Consider the following 17,199-nt stretch of genomic DNA (forward strand, 5'->3'; position numbering starts at 1 on the left):
GTTGAGTACGGGAGGCCCCCGATCCCGGGCTCCTCGTTCGACGCCCAGGAACGCGTAGGTGTGTCCAACGGCCTCGCGTATGACAGTCACGTGTCTCGCCCACGCGGTCACGTGACTGTCATACGTGTGAGTGATCCGGACGGACGGCGCTCCAGCCGCGCCTCCGGGGCGGGCGCTCTCCGCCGCCCCGCCCTCATCGCGGACCGGCCGTCACCGCCCCCTCGCGCCGGAGCGGACGCTGCCCGCCCGTCGCCCGTGCCGTCTCGGACGCGGCAGGGGCATGCTCCTCCAGCCGGTTCAGGGCGTCCCTGAGGGCGACCCGCGTCGTGATGCCCAGCTTGGGGAAGATGCGGTACAGGTGGGCGCCGACGGTACGCGGGGACAGCCGCATCTGCTCGCCGATCTCCTTGTTCGTCAGGCCTCCCGCGGCCAGCCCGGCGATCCGGCGCTCCTGCCACGTCAGCGGGACCAGGGTGCGCGTCGACGCGCGGGACGAGACGCCGGCCGCCCTCAGCTCGGCCCGGGCCCGCTCGGCCCACGCGACCGCACCGAGCCGGTCGAACACGTCTGCCGCCTGGGCGAGGAACGGCCGGGCCATCGCACCGCCCTGGGCGCGTCGCACCCGGATGCCGTGCGCCAGCCGGATCCTCGCCAGCTCGAACGGGAACCGCGCCGCGGCCGGCTGGGACTCCGCGCACGCGTACGCCTCGGCGGCCTCCCGCTCGTCGGTGGCCGTCATCGCCAGGACCCCGTGGGTGATCAGGGCCAGCCGCGGGGAGAGGTCGGGAAGGCCCGCCTCCCGTGCGGCGAGCGCGTGCGCCCGGGCCTGTTCCGCGCGCCCGGTGTGCAGGGCCGCCTCGACGAGGTCGAGCAGGGTTCGCGAGGCCTGGTAGGCGTAGGGCCGGAAGGTTCCCGGGGAGGTGATGCCGATGGCGTGGAGGTACGCGGTCTCGTAGTCGCCGTCGCTGAGCGCGGCCGTCGCCCCCGCCGAGTCGGCGAGCTGGGTCAGGAACCCGATGCCGCGCGGGCGGGCCCAGGCGTCGACCACCGCCTGGAGCTGGCGCGCGGTGTCCGTCCGTCCGCGCATCGCCGCGAGCTGGGCGAGGTAGGCCTGCGTCTGGTGGGCGAACAGTTCGTGCCCGTGCTCGGCCGTCCGGCGCATCGCGCGCTGCCCGGTGCGCTCCGCGGCCTCCCACTCCCCGACCGCCATCTGGTCGAGCATGATCAGGTGCAGCATCACCATGCCGGTGGACACGGCGCCGGTCTCCAGCTCACGGGTCACGACGCGCTGGAGGTAGGGGCGCAGCGGGCTCAGGACGTCGAGGTGGTAGGCCGACACGGCCAGGCGTGCGACGTCCCAGGGCTCCTGGTCCCGCAGGTCCGTCGCCGCTCGCTCCACCGGCCGGGACCAGCCGGCGCCGTGCCGCACGACGTCGCTCCAGGTGCCGCTGTAGATGCGCGCCCGCTCGCTGACGGTGTCGCCGAGTGAGGCGAGCAGCGCGTGGGCGCGTTCCCACAGGGTGCGGTCCGCAGCGTACTGGCTGACGGCGAGCAGGAGGGCCACCAGCCGGTCGAGCACCTCACCGGACCGGTCGGTCCCGCCGTCGCGCAGCTTCTCGACCGCCGCGGCGATCTGGCGGTGTGTGGAGCGCACGTCGCCGTCGTGGTACAGCCCCTGGTATCCGGCGGCCAGGACGGAGGCCGGGGATTCGTGGGAGCCCGGCGTGGAGTCGGCCAGCACGAGCCGGCACGCGTGGCCGAGGCGGGCCGCGTGCCCGGCGACGAACGCCGCGTCGCCGAGCCGCCTGGACCGGTCGGTGTGGTGCTCGCTCAGCTCGGCGGCGCGGGTCAGCCAGGCCACCGCCGTGAGGGCGCCGCCGCGCCGGGTCGCCGACTCGGCCGCGGCCTCCAGGACGCGGGCCACCTCCTCGTCGGGATCGATGGTGGCCACCGCCAGGTGCGTGGCGCGGCGTTCGAGGTTCCCCAGGTGGATGTGCGCCAGTGCCTGGTGGGCGGCGCGCCGCTGGTTGGGCGTGGCCAGCTGCACGACGCTGGAGCGGACGAGCGGGTGCCGGAAGGCGAAGTCGCCGGTGGTCGGCTCGACCACCAGCAGGCCGCAGGCCACCGCCTCGTCGACGTCGCGCATCCGGTACCGCGCGGTCAGGGCCGCGCCGTCGCCGGGCCCGGCCGCCGCACCGTCGAGGGCGCCCTTGAGCAGCTCCGCCCGGACGGTGTCGCCCAGGTCGGCGATGCGGGCCCCGTAGACGTACTGGAGCCGCCGGGACGGCGACGCGCCGCGCGGGACGTACAGGTCGTCCGGCGTCCGCTCGCCGGCGTGGGCCGCGGCGTGGGCGGGCAGCTCCAGCAGGGCCAGCAGGTTGCCCTGGGCCTGCTCCAGCACGAGCCGGCGCAGCTGTTCGCCCAGCGCCGGGTGGTGCCGGTCCAGCAGGCGGGCGGCGTCCTCGTCCGCGAGGGCCTCGACCGGCGCCTCCGGCAGCGCGGCGGTGTCGAAGCACGAGGCGATGTCGGCGCGGATCGCCAGCAGGAACTTCACCGGGCTGCCTGCCAGTCGGCGGCCCACGAATCCGCAGACCGCCGCGCTGGAGTCGTCCAGCCACTGGCCGTCGTCGAGGACCAGGAGCAGCGGCTGCTTCGCGGCGGCCGACGACAGCAGGCCGAGCACCGCGATGCCGAGGGCCACGACCGACGGCGGCGTGCCTTGGGCCTGGCCGAACACGGCGTCGAGCATTGCGCGGGCGCCGCCGTCCGGTTCGGCCGCGTCGGGGAGCAGCGGGCAGAGGAGCTGGTGCAGCCCGGCGTAGGGCAGCTGCGACTCCGCTTCGACTCCGGTGGCCCGGACCACGAGGTGGCCCTCCCTGGACGCCAGCTCCGCCGCGTAGTCGAGCAGTGCGCTCTTGCCGACTCCGGTCTCTCCTCTGAGGACCAGGGGCTGCCCCTCCGCTGCCCGTACGAACGCGGACAGCTGTGCGCGCTCACCGTCCCGGCCGACCATCGCCATGGAGGACTCCACGACCCGCTCCTTCCCCACCGACCCACAGGTTCACGACCGTCGCAGCCCTGCGGGTCACGGGGAGCGGGACCCGGGTGACGCGCCGAAGCCGCATTCAACTACCTGGTTAGTTGATTACAACCCGTCAGTAAGGATCGTGTCAAGTAAACGGTTAGTTAGCAGTGCGCTAGGCTCGGGGAATGCAGCGCGACGCGGAAGCCACCAAGCAACGACTCATCGCGGCAGGGCGGGCCGAGTTCGCCGCCTACGGGCTGAACGGCGCCCGCGTCGACCGGATCGCCGACGCCGCGCAGTGCAACAAGGCGCAGATCTACCACTACTTCAAGAGCAAGGTGGGGCTGTTCGAGGCGGTCTGGAGCGGCGTCGTCGAGCAGATCGTCGGAAACGTGCCGCTCGACGTGGACGACCTCCCCGGGTTCGCGGCCCATCTGAGCGACGTCTACGCCGAGTACCCCGAGCTTCCCCGGCTGATCACCTGGCAGCGCCTGGAGCGCGGCGACGAACCGCCCGACGAGTTCGCGGTCGCCGAGGTCCGGAACAGGAGTGCCGCGATCGCCGACGCCCAGGCCAGGGGCACGGTGTCGGCCCGGTTCGAGGCCCGGGTCCTGTTCGCCCTGATGGTCCACCTCGCCACGCTGTGGCCGGCGAGCAACCCCGAGATTCTGGTGGTGGCGGACGTCGGCGACCGTGAGCAGCGCCGCGAGACCGTCCGCCGGGTGGTCGCCGTGCTGACGGACTGACCTGGAGGGCTCGGCTCGACCTGCCGCCCGTTGGGGAAAGGGCGCTGGTCGCCGCTCGTCCGAACACGGGAGCATGCGCGTGGCGAGGGCACGTGGACCCGGTCCCGGGCAGCCGCCCCCGCCCGACGGCGGCGGCCACCCTCGGCCCCGCGCCCCTCACCGCGACCGTGAGCGCCCATTCCTGAGCCACTCCTGAGCCCGCCCTGAGAAACCGACGCCCGGGCGGGCCCTCACGTCACCTCCGCCAGAACAGGTGGTGCGTCACTCCGCTCGGACTGGGCACCACCTCCAGGTGGAACCGGTCCAGCAGCTCGTCGGGGGACTCCCAGAGCCGTAGCCCGGGACCGAGCTCCACCGGCGACACCGCCACGTGCAGGGTGTCGACGAGGTCGGCGGCGAGGAACTGTCGGATGGTGCCGACCCCACCGCCGAGCCTGACGTCCTTGCCCGCCGCGGCCTCCCGTGCCCGGGCGAGGACCGTGGCCGGGTCGCCGTCGACGAAGTGGAACGTGGTGTCGGAGAGCGTGAACGACGGACGCTCGTGGTGGGTCATGACGAACACCGGCGTGTGGAAGGGGGGTTCGTCACCCCACCAGCCGCGCCACTCGTCGTCCTGCCAGGGCCCGCGCTGGGGCCCGAACTTGTTGCGGCCCATGATCTCGGCGCCGATGTTGCGCGCGAAGTCCCGCGTGAAGTAGTCGTCGAGACCCCGGCTCCCCCCGGGGGCCGTCCGCATGGGCCAGCTCGCCGTGGCCCCGGCCCAGGCGAACAGCTTCTCGGGGTGGTCGTACCCGAACGGCCGCTCGAAGCTCTGGTGCTCACTGGCACCGGCGCCGACGCCGTCGCTGGAGACGTTGAAGTTCATGACTCTGAGCAGTTGGTCCACGTGTTCCCTCGTCAGGTCTCGTCGTCGCGTCACCGCGCGGCAGGGCGCGGCAGGGCGCCGCACATCATGACGTCGCAGCGGACCCTGCCGAATCGACATCGGCCCGAATCTTTTTCTCGGTCTTTTTCCGGGGCCCTGCTCGTCACTCGGGGTCGGTGGGGTCGGTGGGGGCGGTGGTGACGGCGAGCGCGTTCGCTCCGACGATCACAAGAATGGCGAGCCAGGCCGCCGCGTCGAGGTGCTGGCCGAGCACGACGAGGCCGATCAGCGCGGCGAAGACCGGGTTGACGCTCATGAACACGCCGAAGAACTGCGTGGGCACCCGCCTCAGCGCCAGCAGGTCGGCCAGGAAGGGCACGGCCGAGGACAGCACGCCGGCGGCCAGCGCGCAGGCCAGGGCGGCGGCGGTCGGGGGACGGAGCCACAGCACCACGATGCCCACGGGAACGTAGAGCGCCCCCGAGAGCGCGGCGGCGGCGGCCGAGCCCTCCAGTCCGGGCAGGCGGCGGCCGACGACCCGGTTGAGCAGGATGTAGCCGGCCCAGCACACCGCCGCGAGCAGGGCCAGGGCGATGCCCGGGTAGTCGGTGGAGGGCGAGGGCCGGGCCAGGACGACCACCGCGGCCGCGGCGGCCACCGCGCACAGCGCGTCGAGGCGCCGGCGCGAGCCGGCCAGGGCCACCGCGAGCGGGCCGAGGAACTCCAGGGTGACGGCCAGCCCGAGCCCGATGCGGTCGATGGCCGTGTAGAGGGACAGGTTCATCACGGCGAACACCACCGCGAGCCCGAGGACCGGACGCCACTGCGCCGCCGTGAACGACCGCGGCCGCGGCCTGCCGACCGCCCACAGCACCCCGGCGGCCACCCACTGGCGGACGGCCACCACACCCGCGGGGCCGATCACCGGGAAGGCGAGCGCCGCCATCGAGGCTCCGGTCTGGTTGGACAGGCCGGAGCCCAGCATCAGCGCCACCCCGGCCAGGCGCCCGTCGCCCTGGGCGGTGACGCCGTCATGAGAACCCTTCAGCACCATGTCCTCCACAGTGGAGCCGGCGCAGCCATACGCAAAATGCATTCACCGGCCCATTGATACGCTGGGCGTATGGATGAGCGACGGCAAAGTCCCGCCGATCTGGAACTGAAGCACCTGCGCTGCCTGGTCGCCATCATCGACACCGGCAGCTTCACCGACGCCGGCCCCGAGCTGGGCCTCTCCCAGGCCGCCGTCTCCCGCAACCTGCACGCCCTGGAACAGTTCCTCGGGGTGCGGCTGCTGCACCGCACCAGCCGCACGATCGCACCCACGCCGGCCGGCGTACGGGTCCTCGCCCGCGCCCGCGTCCTGCTCGCCGGCGCCGACGACCTGGTCGCGGAAGCGACCGCCGGCCACGCCCGGCTCCACCTCGGCCACGCCTGGTCCGCCTTCGGCCGCCACACCACCGACTTCCAGCGCCGCTGGCACGAGCGCCACCCCGAGGTCGAGCTCCGCCTCGTCCGCCACAACTCCCCCACCGGCGGACTGGCCGAAGGCATGTGCGATCTCGCCGTCGTCCGCGCCCCGCTCGACCTGAAGCCCTGGTCACACGCCCTGATCGGCCACGAACACCGCATCGTCGCGCTCGCCTCCGACGACCCGTGGGCCCGCCGGCGCAGCATCCGCCTCGACGAGATCCCCTCCCGCACCCTCGCCATCGACCGCCGGACCGGCACCACCGCCCTGAACCTGTGGCCCGAGGACCAGCGGCCCGCCGTCATCTACACCCACGACATCGACGACTGGCTCGCCGCCATCGCCACCAGCCGCTGCATCGGTGTCACCCCCCAGGCCACCGCCGCCCAGTACCGCCGCGACGGCATCGTCTACCGCCCCCTGCGCAACGCCGCCCCCGTCCCCGTCCACCTCATCTGGCGCCGCCAGGACCCCCACCCCGCCACCCACGCCGCAGTCGCCCTCGCCATCGACCTCTACCGCGAGAAGCCCGACTCCCCGCCGCCCCCGCGGAAGTGACAGCGGCGATCCGAGCAGGGGCGCCTCGCTCTCCCGGGCACACGAGATCCGCGGCGCGGCTACGGCAGGGGGCCGAGGTCGCCCTCGATGACGGTCTCCGTGATCAGGGGGCGCTCCCAGAGGGCGAGGAGTTCGTTCGCGAGGGCCATGATCGGGCACAGGTCGTGGTCGCTCGGGGCCTCGATGGCGGCGGCCGACAGGCCGCGCGGGACGGCGCCGGCGTCGAGGAGGCAGCGCCAGTCCTCCGGGGTCAGCTCCAGGAACTCCAGTCCGGTCAGCCGGGCGACCTCCCGGGGGTCGGCGAGCGCGCCGGGGCCGGCGCGGAGGGTGCGGAGCCGGGGCAGCCCGACGAGAGGGGTCAGACTGACCGGTTCGCCGCGCCACCCTCCGAGGGTCAGTACCTCCAGGTCGGGGTGGGCCGCCGCCTCGACGCTGTCGGGGACCTCGCCGTGGAGCCTCGCCACCACCGACGTCAGGTCCCGGCCCCGGCCGGAGTACCAGGTCCGGTCCGGGTCCCGCACCAGGTCGGTGAGGGACTCGGCGAACAGGCAGGCGCCGACGCTCCGCTCGTGGTCGAGGACGATGAGCTGCCCGAGGTGGCCGCCGGGGCCGGGGGTCAGGTCGACGACCACCAGGTCCCCGCCGCCGGTGTCACCGATGACGACCCACCCGGGCGAACCGACCAGGTCCTGCACGGCGGCGTCGGGCGAGGTGACGCACGCCTCCGTCGCCGCGTGCTCCCAACGGAACGAGGAGCGCGCGCGGTCGGCGGTGACGAGCCCGTCCAGGGAGTTCAGGTCGAAGCCGAGCGCGTCGCCGACGCGCTCCGACGCCTGGAAGCGCTCCTCGACGGTGTCGTCGTGCTCCGAGTGCTCCCACCACCGCGCGGCGGTCACCCGGTAGAGCACCTTGATCTCCTCGGGCAGTGCCACACCCAGGCGGGCCTCCGCGGCGGCGATCTCCTCCTCGGTGGCGCCGGTCTCGTCGGGCGTCCGCTCGCGCAGCGTCCGCTCCAGCACCTCCAGGTCCACGGACGGGGCCGGCCTCGCCCCGGGCACCGGCTCGGGCAGGCGCCGCCACGGCTCGGGCACCGCGCCCTCGATCAGAGTGAGCGCGCCCGGGTGGGCGTTGCCGATGCCCGGGTCGACGGCCGGGCCATGGTCGAACAGGTGGAGCACCGCCTTCCCGCTCGGCGGGATCTCCGCGGCGAAGGCGACATCGCCGATCCCGGCCTCGGTGAGCGCGGCCCGGACGCGGTCGATCGCGTCGTGCGCCTCCTGGTTGTCGGACACCAGCATGGCGCGACCGGGCCCCGGGAACCGCATCCTCACCGGCACGCTCCACCCCTGCCGACCGATCAGCCCCGACACCTCGCCGCCCGGCACGGCGAGCGCCTGCGCGTGGTCCGTCCGCAGGAGCCGCAGCAGGGGCTCCCAGGTCGCGAAGTCGTGCAGCGAGGACGACGAGGACGACGACGACGAGAGCAACGAGAGCCTCCAGCAGATCCGGTGATCACGGCAGTGGCGATTATGACGCCCCCCGCCGACAGCCCACCCGGCCCGGCCGGCCCCGTCGGCGGGAACGGCCGGACCACGCCGGACGCCGAAAGCGCCTGGTCACCGCACGCAGGCCCTACCCCTGCCGCCCCAGTCCGTCGCGCAGCAGGGCGAAGGCCCGCTCGGCGGCGCGGACGGCCTCCGGGTAGTGGTCGTCGGCGGACGTGCCGTCGGCCAGGCGTTCCTGGTTCATGACCGCCAGTTTCCGCTGCACCACGATCACCTGGGTGGCGACGAGACGGGCGTCGAGCGGGTCGACGCCGGCCTCCAGCAGTGCCTCGGCCAGTTCGTCGCTGCCGCGTGCCGCGTAGCGGACGATCCGTGCCGCCAGGCTCTCGGTCTGGACGATCATGCGGAGGAAGGCCATCACCTCCGGGTCGTCGCACAGGCCGGTGTTCGGGTCGCGGCGCGCCAGGGCGTCGAGCACGGCCGCGCGCAGCGCCTCCAGCGGCGGCTGGCCGGCCGGCCGGGCGCGCACCGTCCGGGCCGCTTCGCTCTCGTGGTCGGCGAACCGCTGGAGTACGAGGTCTTCCTTCGTCGGGAAGTACGCGAAGAGGGTCCGCCGGGAGACCTCCGCCGCCTCCGCGATCTCGGTGATCGAGACCTGGTCGAAGCCCCGGTCGAGGAAGAGGCGGATCGCCGTCGCCGCGATCGTCTCCCGAGTGCGTTCCTTCTTGCGTTCCCGCAGGCCCATCTGCTGATTCATGCACTCAGTCTACCTTGTGGTAGACTGAGTGCAGATTTGCACTCAGTTTCGTCTTTCGGGAGGTCATCGTGCGAACCGAGGTCATCGTGGTGGGGGCGGGCCCGACCGGGCTGATGCTGGCCTACGAGCTGACGCTGGCCGGGGTGCCGGCCGTCGTCGTCGAGAAGCAGCGCACCCCCAACACCCAGTCCCGGGCCGGCGGGCTCCAGCCGCGCACCGCCGAAGTGCTCGACCTGCGCGGGCTGCTGGAGCCGCTGCTCGCACAGGGTCCGTCGGACAAGACCACCGGCGGGCACTTCGCCACCCTGCCGGTCGAGCTGGACTGCCGGCCCTGGCGCACCCGGTACCCCCACCCGGTCAACGTTCCGCAGGTCCGGCTGGAGGCCCACCTCGAACGGTTCCTCGGCGAGCAGGGCGTGCCCGTGCTCCGCGGCCACGAGGTGGCGGCGGTCACGCAGGACGCGGAGGGGGTCACGGTCTCGTGGCACGCGGACGGCGCCCCCGGCGACGGTGAGGTTCAGGGCCGCGACGGTGAGATCCGCGGCCGCTACCTCGTCGCGTGCGACGGCGGGCACAGCACGGTCCGCCGGCTGCTGGGCGTCCCCTTCCCCGGCCGGGAGCGCCGGATGTCCGCCGTCGCGGCCGACCTCACCCTCGCCTCCCGGTCCGAGGCGGTCCCCACCGAGCGCAAGCACTTCAGCCAGTACACCCGCGTGGGCGGCGGCTTCCACTCGATCCTGCACCCCATCGGCCCGGACCTGTACCGGATGCTGTTCGGCAAGCTCTCCGGACAGGGCCCGGACCGCGAGACGCCGGTCTCGGCCGACGAGGTCCGCGAGGCGCTGCACGCCGTGTACGGCCCCGACACCGAACTGGGCGAACTGCGCGCCGCCTCCCGGTTCGGCGACGCCGTCCGCCAGGTCGAGCGCTACCGCGAGGGCCGGGTGTTCTTCGCCGGGGACGCGGCGCACATCCACATGCCGATCGGCGGCCAAGGCGTGAACCTGGGCCTTCAGGACGCGGTCAACCTGGGCTGGAAGCTCGCCGGCACGATCCGCGGCTGGGCGCCCGAGGGTCTGCTCGACAGCTACCACGAGGAGCGGCACCCCGTCGCCGCACGCGTGCTGCGCCACACCCGGGCCCAGGCCGTGATCATGAATCCCGGCGGGGACGAGGAGCTCGGCACGGTCCGCGAGCTCGTGACCGAGCTGCTGGGCCTGCCCGACACCAACCGGTACGTCTCGGGCATGATGTCCGGCCTGGACCTCCGGTACCCCGGCGTCGGCCCCCGGCTGATCGACCTGGACCTGACCACCGAGGACGGCCCGACCCGGGCGAGCCGGCTGATGCACTCCGGCCGGGGCCTGCTGCTCACCCTCGACGGCAAGCGGCGGTCGGTCGGCGACCGGTCCGACCGGGTCGAGCACGTCATGGCGAAGACCGACGAGGACGTGGACGGCGCCGGCGCCCTCCTGGTCCGCCCCGACGGCTACCTCGCCTGGACCGACACCGACGGCACCCCGCTCGACACGGCCCTCGCCCGCTGGTTCGGCTGAGGCCCCGGCGGGTTCGTCGGTACGCCGTAGCTCACGGTGCACCGACGAACCCGCCGTTGTTCGACACCGAGGCGGCGGTGAGCCGCGCCATGGAACTGTTCTTGTTTTCCCCTGGAAGAACGTGTCCTCCCAGCCCCGGCGCGCGGCAGCGGCACGGGTGGACCGGCCTGCGGCGGGACGGTTTCAGGCGCGACGGACGCCCCCACGCCCTCCGGGATGGCCGACGGCCCGGAGTGCGGTCAGGGCATGGGGACGGCTTCCAGGCAGGGGTGGATGGTTCCGTACTCGGCCGGCGCGGCGAGGACTTCCGCGGTGGTGCCCCGGATCTGGACGCGGAACAGGCCGGTGGCGTCCTCGTAGACGGGCTCGCGCGCGGGGCCCAGTTGGTCGGTGAGGTGCACGATGACGGTATGCGCTGCGGCGTGGGCGCCGGGCGCGCCGGGCAGGGCGATGGCGTAGCGGCGGACGGGGTCCATGGTTCTCGGCTTGCGGTGGTGCGGGGTGGCCCGCGTGCGGTCAGGGAGCTGCGTTCTCGGTGTGCGGGGGGTCGGCGGGGCGTTCGGTGGCTGCTGGGCGTTCGGTGGCTGCCGGGCGTTCGGTGGCTGCGGGGCGTTCGGTGACGACGGGGGTGAAGAGGCCGGTCGTCTCGGTCATCGCGAGCAGGCGCTCGACCTGGGTGCTGGCCGCGGCGATCGCGAGGGTGCGGCCGGTGCGGTGCGCGGTGCTGCGCAGGCCCAGCAGGAGGTTGAGGCCGGAGCTGTCGCAGAAGGGGACGGCGGACAGGTCGACGTCGAGCCCGGTACCGCTGGCTCGCAGCGCGCGTTCGAGCGTCTCGTCCAGACTGCCGACGACGTCGAGGTCGATCTCGCCGCGGACCGTCACACGGACCCGGTCCCCTTCCACGGCGAGCCGGACCAGCAGGCCCTCGGCGACGTGCAGGTCCGCGGGCACGATCCCGCCGGCCGGGGGCTCCGGGGGCGACGTGGGGGGTGGAGGAGTCGGGGCGGCGGGGCGCGCCACGGGCGGCTTACCGCGCATGGTCTCTTCTCCTGCCTGTGAGCCACGGGACGACGTCTCCAGCGTCTGCCGAATCCCTTCTCACGTCAACCGATACGTGAACGGGAATTCGTCAATGGCAATGCGTGCAATCGGGTTCGGTCGTGCGGGCCATCGGCATGTCACCGGCGGCGCGGTCAGCGCAGCAGGACGGCCAGCAGTTCCGCCAGCGTCGGGCCGCTGTCGGCGGGGTGGCGCAGCTGCTTGCCGTCGATGACGCGGTAGACGTTGGAGCGCCCGACCCGGCGGTGGCTGAGGTAGCCCGCCTCTTCGAGGTCGACGATGATCCGCTGGACCGCTCGCTCGGTCAGCAGGCAGCTGGTCGCGATGTCACGCACCCTGATGCCCGGGTCCCGGGCGATCTGCACCAGGACGCGCGCGTGATTGGTCAGGAACGTCCACTGGCGCCCGATGGCCTGCTGCTCTTCCACGCCCTCAGGATAGGGCGGTCGCGTTGGCTGAGACATGAGAGGAATTCGCCTGCTCCTTCCCGCTGTTCTCCTCACTCAGAGGCTTCCCGTCCCGACCCGGGCGTGTCCCCCGATATCCCTCCGTCAAACACCGCGCGCAAACGTCGCACGCCTCTGCCCGACACCGCTGACCTCCTGCCGCGGCACCGACCGCCGCTCGCGCGCGGTTTGCCGCGCCACCCATCGGGCAGCCGCCCGGCCGACACGAGCCAGGGGCCGGCGGCCCGGCCGCCCCGCGCCGTTCCCAGGACGGAGACCGCGACATGCCCATCAACCCCGAAACCCCCCAGCCCGAGCCGCCCGCCGACCCCGGACCCGACCCCACGGACACCACCGACGCCAAGGACGCCGCACTCGACGCCTTCCGCGCCCCCGACCCGGACGGCCCGCTCACCACCGACCAGGGTGTGCGCGTCGACGACACCGACAACTCGCTCATCGTCGGCGACCGCGGCCCCACCCTGCTGGAGGACTTCCACCTCCGCGAGAAGCTCACCCACTTCGACCACGAGCGCATCCCCGAACGCGTGGTGCACGCCCGCGGCGCCGGCGCCTACGGCTTCTTCGAACCGTACGAGTCGCTCGCCGGGTTCACCTGCGCCGACTTCCTCCAGGAGGCCGGGCGCCGCACCCCGGTGTTCGTACGTTTCTCGACCGTGCAGGGCCCGCGCGGCTCCGCCGACACCGTACGGGACGTCCGCGGCTTCGCCACCAAGTTCTACACCCGGCACGGCAATTACGACCTGGTGGGCAACAACATGCCGGTGTTCTTCATCCAGGACGCCGTCAAGTTCCCGGACTTCGTCCACGCGGTGAAGCCCGAACCGCAGAACGAGATCCCCACCGGCGCCTCCGCGCACGACACCTTCTGGGACTTCTGCTCGCTCCAGCCCGAGTCCACCCACATGCTGATGTGGGTGATGTCCGACCGGGCCATCCCGCGCAGCTACCGGATGATGCAGGGCTTCGGTGTGCACACCTTCCGCCTGGTGAACCGGGACGGGCGCGGGACGTTCGTCAAGTTCCACTGGCGGCCGCGGCTCGGCGTCTGCTCCCAGGTGTGGGACGAGGCCCAGATCACCGCCGGGCGGGATCCGGACTTCCACCGCCGGGACCTGTGGGAGGCGATCGCCGCGGGGGACTTCCCCGAGTGGGAGCTCGGTGTCCAACTGGTCACGGCGAAGGACGAGTTCGCCTTCCCCTTCGACCTGCTGGACCCCACGAAACTGATCCCGGAGGAACTGGTGCCGGTGCGCCCGGTGGGGCGGATGGTCCTCGACCGCAACCCGCAGAACTTCTTCGCCGAGACCGAGCAGGTGGCCTTCCACACCGCCAACGTGGTGCCCGGGATCGACTTCACCAACGACCCGCTGCTCCAGGGCCGCAACTTCTCCTACCTGGACACCCAGCTGATCCGCCTGGGCGGCCCCAACTTCGGCCAGCTGCCCGTCAACCGCCCGCTGGCCGACGTGCGGACCAACCACCGCGACGGCTCAGGCCAGCAGGTCGTCCACTCGGGGACGAGTTACGCACCGAACTCGGTGGGCGGCGGCTGCCCGTTCACCATGGGCGGCGGCCACCTGCCGGAGGGGGTGTTCCAGCACTACCAGGAACGGGTCAACGGCAGGGCGATCCGGCGGCGCAGCCCCAGTTTCGCCGACCACTACAGCCAGGCCGCGCTGTTCTGGCGCAGCATGGCGGGCTGGGAGCAACGGCACATCACCGCCGCGTTCGCGTTCGAGCTCGGCAAGGTGGGCGACGAGGAGGTGCGGCGCCGGATGGTCGGCAACCTGGTGCGCGTGGACCCCGGCCTGGCGGCGGAGGTCGCCCGGCGCATCGGCGTGCCCGAGCCGGAGCCGACGCCCGGGGACCGGGCTGCGGCGAAGGGCGGCGAGGCGGCGGGCCCCCGGGTCTCCCCCGCGCTCAGCCTGGAGAATCTGCGCGGCAGCGGCATCCGTACCCGCAAGGTCGCCGTGCTGGCCGCGCCCGGGGTCGACGGCGGCCAGGTGCGGGCCGCGCACGAGCGGCTGGGCGCGCAGGGCGCCGTGGTGGAGACGCTGGCCGCGCACGGCGGTCACGTGGCCGCGCGTGGCGGTGACCCGCTGCCGGTGGACCGCCCGCTGCCCACCACCGCCTCGGTGCTGTACGACGCGGTGGTGGTTCCGGACGGCGTCGGGCCCGCGCTGGCCGCCGATCCGGACGCCGTCCGCTTCCTCGCCGAAGCGCTGCGCCACGGCAAGCCGGCGGCTCTGCTCGGCTCCGGCGTCGAACTGGCCCGGGCGGGCGGTCACGACGCGCCCGGGGGCCTGGCCGGCGTCGCGCTCCACGACCCGCAGGAGTCGACGGATCCGGCCCTGTGGGACGGCTTCGCCCGGCTGGTCGAGCAGCACCGCTTCCCGGAGCGCTGACACCGCGCCGACACCGCAACGGCGGCCCCGGCCCGAACGTCCGGGCCGGGGCCGCCGCCAGGGGGTGTGGTCAGGGGCGCGAACAGGTGACGAGGCTCAGCCGGGGGTGATCCGGCCTCGCCAGGCGCCCTGCTCCCGGCCCTGGTCCTCGATGAAGTCCTTGAAGCGCCGGAGGTCCCCCTTGACCCTGCGGTCGACCATGCCCAGCATGTCGCCGGTCTTCTCGGCCATCCCCTCCGGCTGGAAGTTGATGGCCAGGTTGATCCGGGTGTGCCGGTCGTCCAGTTCCTGGAAGGTGACGACGCCCTTCTGCCGCACGTCGCCGTCCGTCGTGCGCCAGGCGATCCGCTCGTCGGGCAGCTGGTCGATGATCTCGGTGTCGAACTCGCGGGTGACGCCGCCGATGCTGGTCCGCCAGTGGTTGTGGCGCTCGTCCAGCTGGGTCACCGCGTCGACGCCCTCCATGAAGCGCGGGAACTCCTCGAACTGGGTCCACTGGTTGTACGCGGCGTGCAGCGGCACGTCGACGTCGACCGTCTCCTTCACCATGCTCATCTGGGGCCTCCTCACGTGTGCGGTGGCCGAGCCCTTCCCGGCCGCCCGCGCGCCTGCCCGCTGCGCCGCGCCCTAACCCACCCGCACGCCGCGGCACCGGCCGCCCCGCCCGGCGCCGGCGCTACGACGTGCGGCGGGCCTGGACCACGGCGCGCCCGGCCAGCGCGCCGCCGTAGACGGTGTAGCCGACGCCGATCAGCCAGGACTGGACGATCAGCACCGTCCCGACCGTCCCGTAGGAGACCGCGTTGGACACCAGCAGCGGCGCGAAGACCAGCCGGGAGAAGAGCCGCAGGCCCGCCAGCGCCACCATGGTCGCGACGGCTCCGGGCAGCAGCTGCCTCGGCGGGACGCGTCCGGCCAGCAGCAGGTGCTGGAGCCACCAGAACAGCAGGAGGCCGCCGACGGTCGAGACGGCGATGCGGAAGGAGGGCTGGACGGACGAGTGGTGCCAGGGCATGCCGCTGGAGGCGGCCAGCACGATGTACCCGATCAGCCCGGCCAGGCCGAGGGTCTGGCGCCAGACGGCGTGCCAAGGGCCGCGGTCGAGTTCCCACACCCGCTCGTACACGCCCTGGACGGACGCCATCAACGAGACCCCGAAGACCGCCAGCGCGGCCAGGCCGAAGCCCGTGGTCGTGCTGAGCACCTGGCCCCGGGAGGCGAAGAGCCGGTGGACGGCGTCGGCGCCGGGCCCGCTCAGGCCGAGGCCGTCGGTGATCCACTCGGAGATCCCGCTGCCGCGCGCGGGGAAGGCCGCCGCGATGACGATCAGCAGCGGCACCAGGGTCACGAAGAAGAGCGCCGCGAAGGCCATCGAGCGCTGGAGCAGTTCGATGGTGCGGCCGTGTTCCCACACGCCGACGACGGCCGCCCGCAGGACCTGCCACCAGCTGCGGGCGATCTCCACCAGCCGGCTGTGGCGGCGCACGCCGCTCAACCCAGCACGCCGCACGGCGACGGCGGCGACGGGGACCGCCACGGCGGGGACGGCGGAGACGGCTGGGACGGGGACGGCGACGGTCGGTTCACGGCCACTGGATCCTCGCTGTGCTCGACGCCCACGGACGGACCTGCCCCGTCAGGATGCCACCGCGAGGGGCGCGTCCGGCGCTCCGGCGGCGCGACCGGCGCCCGGTGCCGCCGGCTGGTCGCGCGCGAACACCACTCCTCCCGGACGCGGAACACCCGCCCGCCAGGTGCCGGACAGGCCGTCAGCCCACGGGCAGCCGCAGGTCACACCACACCGTCTTGCCCGGCCCCGACGGGTGCCAGCCCCAGCGCAGGGTGAGCCGGCTCAGCAGGAACAGGCCGAGGCCTCCCGGCTCGTCCGGGGGGTGCGGGGCCCGGGGCAGCGGCGGGCGCGGGCTGGAGTCGCTGACCTCGATCCGCAGCCGGCCGGTGGCGCGGATCAGGAGCAGCGTCCCGGGCTCGCCGGCGTGGCGCAGGGCGTTGCCGACGAGTTCGGAGACCAGCAGGACGGCGTCGGCGACCAGCAGCGGGTCACCGACGTCGGCCAGGAACTCGGCGGTGAAGGCCCGGGCGTCGGCGGCCGCTCCGGGGTGGGCCCGGAGCGGCAGCCGCTGCGCCCACGGCCTCGTGGGGAACGGGCGTCCGAGGGAAGGCCGTGGTCCGGTCATGCGGTCGCGTCCTTTCCCCGGCCCGGTGGGGGCCCGTGGTCGTCGTGGGATCGGCTGCGGGGGCGTCGCGGCGCCTCCGGCGCCTCAGTGGCCGAACAGCCTCAGTGGCCGAACAGCTCAGTGGCCGAACAGGTGGCGGCGCCGGCCGCCGCGCGGGGGCTCGACCGGCAGGCCGACGTCCCGGCCGTCCTGCTGGGCGGCGCGTTCCTCCGGCGGCGCGGGCTGCTCGCCCTCGTCGGGCCGGAGGGACCGCTCGGGCGGGTCCGGCCGCACCACCGGTTGGGACCGCTGGTGGACCGCCCGGTGCGCGCCCGGCCGGACGTGCCGTCGGGACCGCCGGGCCGTCATCACCATCAGGGCCAGGCCCAGGCAGAAGAGCAGGGCGAGGGCCAGCCCGGCGAGGAAGATGCCCAGGCTGTCGAGCGCCGGCAGGTGGATGCCCAGCACCGTCGCCTGGTAGTCGGGCCCGCCGGAGAGGTTGTCCGCGATCAGCAGTCCGGCGAACGCACCGGCCGCCGCCATCAGCACGAGTCCTAGCAGCAACATGGGGAGTCCTCTCCGTCGTTCGGTTCCGGTCGCCCCCGCAG

The 17,199-nt window shown here is 73.7% G+C and carries 17 protein-coding genes; 5 read left to right on the top strand and 12 right to left on the bottom strand.

Annotated features, from left to right (window positions below; all coding sequences use genetic code 11):
- Positions 1 to 193 precede the first annotated feature (193 nt).
- Positions 194 to 3,013, bottom strand: a complete 2,820-nt coding sequence (locus ACIQVZ_RS27565) for an AAA family ATPase (RefSeq protein WP_402453503.1) — start codon at positions 3,011 to 3,013, stop codon at positions 194 to 196.
- A 197-nt stretch (positions 3,014 to 3,210) separates the two neighbouring features.
- Between ACIQVZ_RS27565 and ACIQVZ_RS27570 the strand changes: the two genes are divergently transcribed.
- Positions 3,211 to 3,771, top strand: coding sequence for a TetR family transcriptional regulator (locus ACIQVZ_RS27570; RefSeq protein ID WP_350878703.1), 561 nt, complete (start codon positions 3,211 to 3,213; stop codon positions 3,769 to 3,771).
- A 235-nt stretch (positions 3,772 to 4,006) separates the two neighbouring features.
- On the opposite strand, the gene ACIQVZ_RS27575 is transcribed toward ACIQVZ_RS27570, so the two are convergent.
- Both ACIQVZ_RS27575 and ACIQVZ_RS27580 read right to left on the bottom strand, forming a co-directional pair.
- A complete protein-coding gene (locus ACIQVZ_RS27575; RefSeq protein ID WP_402453462.1) occupies positions 4,007 to 4,657 on the bottom strand; it encodes a dihydrofolate reductase family protein in 651 nt (216 codons plus the stop codon).
- Positions 4,658 to 4,799: 142 nt separating this feature from the next.
- Positions 4,800 to 5,621 (bottom strand): EamA family transporter, encoded by an 822-nt coding sequence (locus ACIQVZ_RS27580; RefSeq protein WP_402453504.1) that lies wholly within the window; start codon positions 5,619 to 5,621, stop codon positions 4,800 to 4,802.
- A gap of 138 nt (positions 5,622 to 5,759) precedes the next feature.
- Here ACIQVZ_RS27580 and ACIQVZ_RS27585 point away from each other — a divergent pair, with 138 nt between their 5' ends.
- The gene (locus ACIQVZ_RS27585; protein WP_402453463.1) at positions 5,760 to 6,665 is read left to right on the top strand and encodes a LysR family transcriptional regulator; all 906 of its coding nucleotides are present in this window, start codon (positions 5,760 to 5,762) and stop codon (positions 6,663 to 6,665) included.
- Positions 6,666 to 6,724: 59 nt separating this feature from the next.
- Here ACIQVZ_RS27585 and ACIQVZ_RS27590 read toward each other — a convergent pair whose 3' ends face one another.
- Complete coding sequence (locus ACIQVZ_RS27590) at positions 6,725 to 7,963, bottom strand: SMI1/KNR4 family protein (RefSeq protein ID WP_402453464.1); 1,239 nt, start codon at positions 7,961 to 7,963, stop codon at positions 6,725 to 6,727.
- Here ACIQVZ_RS27590 and ACIQVZ_RS27595 point away from each other — a divergent pair.
- The gene (locus ACIQVZ_RS27595) at positions 7,962 to 8,177 is read left to right on the top strand and encodes a hypothetical protein (RefSeq protein WP_402453465.1); all 216 of its coding nucleotides are present in this window, start codon (positions 7,962 to 7,964) and stop codon (positions 8,175 to 8,177) included. The two genes, ACIQVZ_RS27590 and ACIQVZ_RS27595, sit on opposite strands and share 2 nt — an antisense overlap.
- Positions 8,178 to 8,297: 120 nt before the next feature.
- Here ACIQVZ_RS27595 and ACIQVZ_RS27600 read toward each other — a convergent pair whose 3' ends face one another.
- Entirely contained in the window at positions 8,298 to 8,927 is a 630-nt protein-coding gene (locus ACIQVZ_RS27600; protein ID WP_402453466.1) for a TetR family transcriptional regulator, read from the bottom strand.
- A 68-nt stretch (positions 8,928 to 8,995) separates the two neighbouring features.
- Between ACIQVZ_RS27600 and ACIQVZ_RS27605 the strand changes: the two genes are divergently transcribed.
- Positions 8,996 to 10,483 (top strand): FAD-dependent monooxygenase, encoded by a 1,488-nt coding sequence (locus ACIQVZ_RS27605; RefSeq protein WP_402453468.1) that lies wholly within the window; start codon positions 8,996 to 8,998, stop codon positions 10,481 to 10,483.
- Between the two features lie 239 nt (positions 10,484 to 10,722).
- On the opposite strand, the gene ACIQVZ_RS27610 is transcribed toward ACIQVZ_RS27605, so the two are convergent.
- From ACIQVZ_RS27610 to ACIQVZ_RS27620, 3 genes are all read right to left on the bottom strand, one after another.
- Positions 10,723 to 10,959: a DUF6296 family protein gene (locus tag ACIQVZ_RS27610; RefSeq protein WP_402453469.1), complete on the bottom strand. Its 237-nt coding sequence runs from the start codon at positions 10,957 to 10,959 to the stop codon at positions 10,723 to 10,725.
- 40 nt (positions 10,960 to 10,999) lie between these two features.
- Entirely contained in the window at positions 11,000 to 11,521 is a 522-nt protein-coding gene (locus tag ACIQVZ_RS27615) for an STAS domain-containing protein (RefSeq protein ID WP_402453471.1), read from the bottom strand.
- A gap of 155 nt (positions 11,522 to 11,676) precedes the next feature.
- Complete coding sequence (locus ACIQVZ_RS27620; RefSeq protein WP_350878721.1) at positions 11,677 to 12,006, bottom strand: helix-turn-helix domain-containing protein; 330 nt, start codon at positions 12,004 to 12,006, stop codon at positions 11,677 to 11,679.
- Positions 12,007 to 12,272: 266 nt separating this feature from the next.
- On the opposite strand from ACIQVZ_RS27620, the gene ACIQVZ_RS27625 reads away from it, so the two are divergent.
- The gene (locus tag ACIQVZ_RS27625) at positions 12,273 to 14,417 is read left to right on the top strand and encodes a catalase (protein ID WP_402453472.1); all 2,145 of its coding nucleotides are present in this window, start codon (positions 12,273 to 12,275) and stop codon (positions 14,415 to 14,417) included.
- Positions 14,418 to 14,513: 96 nt separating this feature from the next.
- On the opposite strand, the gene ACIQVZ_RS27630 is transcribed toward ACIQVZ_RS27625, so the two are convergent.
- The 4 genes from ACIQVZ_RS27630 to ACIQVZ_RS27645 all read right to left on the bottom strand — a co-directional run bounded on the left by ACIQVZ_RS27630 (position 14,514) and on the right by ACIQVZ_RS27645 (position 17,158).
- Positions 14,514 to 14,972, bottom strand: coding sequence for an SRPBCC family protein (locus ACIQVZ_RS27630; RefSeq protein WP_350878726.1), 459 nt, complete (start codon positions 14,970 to 14,972; stop codon positions 14,514 to 14,516).
- A 121-nt stretch (positions 14,973 to 15,093) separates the two neighbouring features.
- Positions 15,094 to 15,954: a YhjD/YihY/BrkB family envelope integrity protein gene (locus ACIQVZ_RS27635; protein WP_350878728.1), complete on the bottom strand. Its 861-nt coding sequence runs from the start codon at positions 15,952 to 15,954 to the stop codon at positions 15,094 to 15,096.
- 232 nt (positions 15,955 to 16,186) lie between these two features.
- A complete protein-coding gene (locus ACIQVZ_RS27640; RefSeq protein ID WP_402453473.1) occupies positions 16,187 to 16,612 on the bottom strand; it encodes an ATP-binding protein in 426 nt (141 codons plus the stop codon).
- 117 nt (positions 16,613 to 16,729) lie between these two features.
- Positions 16,730 to 17,158, bottom strand: coding sequence for a hypothetical protein (locus ACIQVZ_RS27645; RefSeq protein WP_350878734.1), 429 nt, complete (start codon positions 17,156 to 17,158; stop codon positions 16,730 to 16,732).
- Between the last annotated feature and the right edge of the window lie 41 nt (positions 17,159 to 17,199).

Source organism: Kitasatospora sp. NPDC098663 (assembly GCF_044760075.1).
GTDB lineage: Bacteria > Actinomycetota > Actinomycetes > Streptomycetales > Streptomycetaceae > Kitasatospora.

What these genes read in the sequence shown, in the direction of transcription:
- ACIQVZ_RS27565 (WP_402453503.1), bottom strand. Translation starts at nt 3,013, where the DNA reads ATGGTCGGCCGGGACGGTGAGCGCGCACAGCTGTCCGCGTTCGTACGG.
- ACIQVZ_RS27570 (WP_350878703.1), top strand. Translation starts at nt 3,211, where the DNA reads ATGCAGCGCGACGCGGAAGCCACCAAGCAACGACTCATCGCGGCAGGG.
- ACIQVZ_RS27580 (WP_402453504.1), bottom strand. Translation starts at nt 5,621, where the DNA reads ATGCTGGGCTCCGGCCTGTCCAACCAGACCGGAGCCTCGATGGCGGCG.
- ACIQVZ_RS27585 (WP_402453463.1), top strand. Translation starts at nt 5,760, where the DNA reads ATGGATGAGCGACGGCAAAGTCCCGCCGATCTGGAACTGAAGCACCTG.
- ACIQVZ_RS27595 (WP_402453465.1), top strand. Translation starts at nt 7,962, where the DNA reads ATGGCGCGACCGGGCCCCGGGAACCGCATCCTCACCGGCACGCTCCAC.
- ACIQVZ_RS27590 (WP_402453464.1), bottom strand. Translation starts at nt 7,963, where the DNA reads ATGCTGGTGTCCGACAACCAGGAGGCGCACGACGCGATCGACCGCGTC.
- ACIQVZ_RS27600 (WP_402453466.1), bottom strand. Translation starts at nt 8,927, where the DNA reads ATGAATCAGCAGATGGGCCTGCGGGAACGCAAGAAGGAACGCACTCGG.
- ACIQVZ_RS27610 (WP_402453469.1), bottom strand. Translation starts at nt 10,959, where the DNA reads ATGGACCCCGTCCGCCGCTACGCCATCGCCCTGCCCGGCGCGCCCGGC.
- ACIQVZ_RS27615 (WP_402453471.1), bottom strand. Translation starts at nt 11,521, where the DNA reads ATGCGCGGTAAGCCGCCCGTGGCGCGCCCCGCCGCCCCGACTCCTCCA.
- ACIQVZ_RS27620 (WP_350878721.1), bottom strand. Translation starts at nt 12,006, where the DNA reads ATGTCTCAGCCAACGCGACCGCCCTATCCTGAGGGCGTGGAAGAGCAG.
- ACIQVZ_RS27625 (WP_402453472.1), top strand. Translation starts at nt 12,273, where the DNA reads ATGCCCATCAACCCCGAAACCCCCCAGCCCGAGCCGCCCGCCGACCCC.
- ACIQVZ_RS27630 (WP_350878726.1), bottom strand. Translation starts at nt 14,972, where the DNA reads ATGAGCATGGTGAAGGAGACGGTCGACGTCGACGTGCCGCTGCACGCC.
- ACIQVZ_RS27640 (WP_402453473.1), bottom strand. Translation starts at nt 16,612, where the DNA reads ATGACCGGACCACGGCCTTCCCTCGGACGCCCGTTCCCCACGAGGCCG.
- ACIQVZ_RS27645 (WP_350878734.1), bottom strand. Translation starts at nt 17,158, where the DNA reads ATGTTGCTGCTAGGACTCGTGCTGATGGCGGCGGCCGGTGCGTTCGCC.